This is a genomic window from Streptomyces sp. NPDC044002 (assembly GCF_056434525.1).
The window spans coordinates 1-4,071 of sequence record NZ_JBWKEZ010000125.1 but is presented as its reverse complement, the minus strand read 5'-3'; the positions used below and the strand labels follow the sequence as shown (position 1 = coordinate 4,071).

Below are 4,071 nucleotides of genomic sequence, written 5' to 3'. Positions count from 1 at the left end.
CGCTTTCTGTCGTAGTATCGTTGTGCGTAGAAGAGGAAAAAAAAAAAAGAACACCACAACCAAACACCAAAACACCGCGGCCCCCCCACCCCCCTTCCCCCCCCCCCCCCCCTCCGGCGTGCGTGCGGTGAGGGGTCAGCGGCTGTGCTGCGAGTCCGCGACCGTGACCTCGACGCGCTGGAACTCCTTGAGCTCGCTGTAGCCGGTGGTGGCCATCGAGCGGCGGAGCGCGCCGAAGAAGTTCATCGAGCCGTCCGGGGTGTGCGACGGGCCCGTGAGGATCTCCTCGGTGGTGCCGACGGTGCCGAGGTCGACCTTCTTGCCGCGCGGCACGTCCTCGTGGACGGCCTCCATGCCCCAGTGGTTGCCCTTGCCCGGGGCGTCGGTGGCGCGGGCCAGCGGGGAGCCCATCATCACGGCGTCGGCGCCGCAGGCCACGGCCTTCGGGATGTCGCCGGACCAGCCCACGCCGCCGTCGGCGATGACGTGGACGTAGCGGCCGCCGGACTCGTCCATGTAGTCGCGGCGGGCCGCGGCCACGTCCGCGACGGCGGTGGCCATCGGGACCTGGATGCCGAGGACGTTGCGCGTGGTGTGCGCGGCGCCGCCGCCGAAGCCGACGAGGACGCCCGCGGCGCCGGTGCGCATCAGGTGCAGGGCCGCCGTGTAGGTGGCGCAGCCGCCGACGATGACCGGGACGTCGAGCTCGTAGATGAACTGCTTGAGGTTCAGCGGCTCGGCGGCGCCGGAGACGTGCTCGGCCGAGACGGTGGTGCCGCGGATCACGAAGATGTCCACGCCGGCGTCGACGACGGCCTTGGAGAACTGCGCGGTGCGCTGCGGGGAGAGCGCGGCGGCGGTCACGACGCCCGAGTCGCGCACCTCCTTGATCCGCCGGCCGATCAGGTCGGCCTGGATCGGCGCGGCGTAGATCTCCTGGAGGCGGCGGGTGGCCGTGGCCTCGTCCAGCTCCGCGATCTCGTCGAGCAGCGGCTGCGGGTCCTCGTAGCGGGTCCACAGGCCTTCGAGGTTCAGCACGCCGAGGCCGCCGAGCTCGCCGATGCGGATCGCGGTCTGCGGGGAGACCACCGAGTCCATGGGGGCGGCCAGGAAGGGGAGCTCGAAGCGGTACGCGTCGATCTGCCAGGCGATCGAGACCTCCTTCGGGTCCCGCGTACGCCGGCTGGGGACGATGGCGATGTCGTCGAAGGCGTACGCCCGGCGGCCGCGCTTGCCGCGCCCGATCTCGATCTCAGTCACGTGTGGTGGCCTTTCCTCTGGGTCTGCCCGTCCAGTATCCCCGAACGGCGGGGGGCCGCGTTCCGGTGACCGCTGTACGGACGACCGCGGACGGCCCCGGACACGCCCGAGGGGGCGGGCCCGGCCGGGCCCGCCCCCTCGGGCGATCTTCGTGCTCAGCCCTTGCGGCTGTAGTTCGGTGCTTCGACCGTCATCTGGATGTCGTGCGGGTGGCTCTCCTTGAGGCCCGCCGAGGTGATCCGGACGAAGCGGCCCCGGTCCTGGAGCTCGGGGACGGTGCGGCCGCCGACGTAGAACATCGACTGGCGCAGGCCGCCGACCAGCTGGTGGACGACCGCGGAGAGCGGGCCGCGGTAGGGCACCTGGCCCTCGATGCCCTCGGGGATGAGCTTGTCGTCTCCGCCCACGCCCTCCTGGAAGTAGCGGTCCTTGGAGAAGGACTTGCGGTCGCCGCGGGACTGCATCGCGCCGAGCGAGCCCATGCCGCGGTACGACTTGAACTGCTTGCCGTTGATGAAGAGCAGCTCGCCCGGGGACTCCTCGCAGCCCGCGAGCAGCGAGCCGAGCATCACGGTGTCGGCGCCCGCGACGAGGGCCTTGGCGATGTCGCCGGAGTACTGGAGGCCGCCGTCGCCGATGACGGGGACGCCCGCGGCCTTGGCCGCGAGGGCGGCCTCGTAGATCGCGGTGACCTGCGGGACGCCGATGCCGGCGACGACGCGGGTGGTGCAGATGGAGCCGGGGCCGACGCCGACCTTGATGCCGTCGCAGCCGGCGTCGACGAGCGCCTGGGCGCCGTCGCGGGTGGCGACGTTGCCGCCGATGACGTCGACGGAGGAGTTCGACTTGATCTTGGAGACCATGTCGCCGACCAGGCGGGAGTGGCCGTGGGCGGTGTCGACGACGATGAAGTCGGCGCCCGCCTCGATCAGGGCCTGGGCGCGCTCGTACGCGTCGCCGGCGACGCCGACGGCGGCGCCGACCAGCAGGCGGCCGTCCTTGTCCTTGGCGGCGTTCGGGTACTTCTCGGCCTTGACGAAGTCCTTGACCGTGATGAGGCCCTTGAGGATGCCCGCCTCGTCGACCAGCGGAAGCTTCTCGATCTTGTGGCGGCGCAGCAGCTCCATGGCGTCCACGCCGGAGATGCCGACCTTGCCGGTGACCAGCGGCATCGGGGTCATGACCTCGCGCACCTGGCGGCTGCGGTCCGACTCGAAGGCCATGTCGCGGTTGGTGACGATGCCGAGCAGCTTGCCGGCGGGGTCGGTGACCGGGACGCCGGAGATGCGGAACTTGGCGCACAGCTCGTCGGCCTCGCGCAGCGTCGCGTCCGGGTGCACCGTGATCGGGTCGGTGACCATGCCGGACTCGGAGCGCTTGACCAGGTCGACCTGGTTGGCCTGGTCGGCGATGGACAGGTTGCGGTGCAGTACGCCGACGCCGCCCTGGCGGGCCATCGCGATGGCCATGCGGGACTCGGTGACCTTGTCCATGGCGGCGGACAGCAGCGGAACGTTCACCCGGACGTTGCGCGAGATGAGCGAGGAGGTGTCGATCTCGTCCGGAGCCATGTCCGACGCGCCCGGCAGCAGCAGCACGTCGTCGTAGGTCAGTCCGAGCGTGGCGAATTTGTCGGGTACTCCGTCGGCGGTCATGACACCTTCCAAATGGTCTTGCTCAGCGCGGATGTCCATGCTAACGGGATCCCGGGGCGTCTCATTCCACGACCAAGGTCAACCGCAATTTTCGTCGTTTCCTACGACAGAAATCGACGCGAAAGGGAACCCGAGCCTCCGGTGCGGGTCACTGCTCGGCGAGCGCGCGCAGCCTGCTGAGGGCCCGGTGCTGGGCGACGCGCACCGCTCCCGGGGACATGCCGAGCATCTGACCGGTCTCCTCGGCGGTCAGCCCGACGGCCACCCGCAGGACGAGCAGCTCGCGCTGGTTCTCCGGCAGGTTCGCGAGGAGCTTCTTGGCCCAGGCCGCGTCGCTGCTGAGCAGCGCCCGCTCCTCGGGGCCGAGCGAGTCGTCCGGCCGCTCCGGCATCTCGTCGGAGGGCACGGCCGTGCTCCCCGGGTGCCGCATGGCGGCCCGCTGGAGGTCGGCGACCTTGTGCGCGGCGATGGCGAAGACGAAGGCCTCGAAGGGCCTGCCGGTGTCCCGGTAGCGGGGCAGCGCCATCAGCACGGCGACGCAGACCTCCTGCGCGAGGTCCTCCACGAAGTGACGGGCATCACCCGGGAGCCTCGACAGGCGGGTGCGGCAGTAGCGCAGGGCGAGGGGGTGCACGAAGGCCAGGAGGTCGTGCGTGGCCTGCTCGTCCCCCTCGACGGCACGGCGTACGAGCGCGCCGACGGCCCCGGCGTTGCCGCCTTTGGCGGCGCCGGTGGGGCCTGTGGCCGCGGGTGACCCCAGGGCCTCGTCGTCGCGCATCAATCCATGGTGCCTTGGCGCGGGAGCGTTCGCGGCACCGCGGTCCGTGTTGTGCATCGAAGCGTTATGAGCGGGTGCGCCGGAACTCATCATCTGCGCCCTCCCCTCCGCTCGGCCCGAATCGTCGTCCCGCGGGACTCGACCTCTCCAAGAATGCGGCACACCATCAAGGATGCGGCATCGCGCCCGAAGCGACACGTCCCCCGGATTGTGCCCCGCCAATCCCCGGTGCGACACCGGTCGGGGCGGGACTTCCGCGACTCGCGTCCCGGCGGCGGGGGGGGGGGGGGGGGCGGGGGGGGGGGGGGGGGGGGGGGGGGGGGGGGGGGCAGGGGGGGGGGGGGAGGGGGGGGGAGAGAAAAAAGGAACAGAGAAGCA

Annotated in this window: 3 protein-coding genes; all 3 read right to left on the bottom strand. The window is 71.3% G+C overall.

Features of this window, described 5'->3' with window-relative positions; genetic code table 11:
* Nucleotides 1-135 precede the first annotated feature (135 nt).
* The 3 genes from AC07A6_RS40610 to AC07A6_RS40600 all read right to left on the bottom strand — a co-directional run bounded on the left by AC07A6_RS40610 (nucleotide 136) and on the right by AC07A6_RS40600 (nucleotide 3,693).
* Nucleotides 136-1,260, bottom strand: a complete 1,125-nt coding sequence (locus AC07A6_RS40610) for a GuaB3 family IMP dehydrogenase-related protein (RefSeq protein WP_362460703.1) — start codon at nucleotides 1,258-1,260, stop codon at nucleotides 136-138.
* A gap of 155 nt (nucleotides 1,261-1,415) precedes the next feature.
* The gene (gene guaB / locus AC07A6_RS40605) at nucleotides 1,416-2,915 is read right to left on the bottom strand and encodes an IMP dehydrogenase (protein ID WP_042801583.1); all 1,500 of its coding nucleotides are present in this window, start codon (nucleotides 2,913-2,915) and stop codon (nucleotides 1,416-1,418) included.
* A gap of 148 nt (nucleotides 2,916-3,063) precedes the next feature.
* Nucleotides 3,064-3,693: a sigma-70 family RNA polymerase sigma factor gene (locus AC07A6_RS40600; protein WP_007265958.1), complete on the bottom strand. Its 630-nt coding sequence runs from the start codon at nucleotides 3,691-3,693 to the stop codon at nucleotides 3,064-3,066.
* Nucleotides 3,694-4,071: the final 378 nt, after the last annotated feature.

What these genes read in the sequence shown, in the direction of transcription:
- AC07A6_RS40600 (WP_007265958.1), bottom strand. Translation starts at nt 3,693, where the DNA reads ATGCGCGACGACGAGGCCCTGGGGTCACCCGCGGCCACAGGCCCCACC.
- guaB (WP_042801583.1), bottom strand. Translation starts at nt 2,915, where the DNA reads ATGACCGCCGACGGAGTACCCGACAAATTCGCCACGCTCGGACTGACC.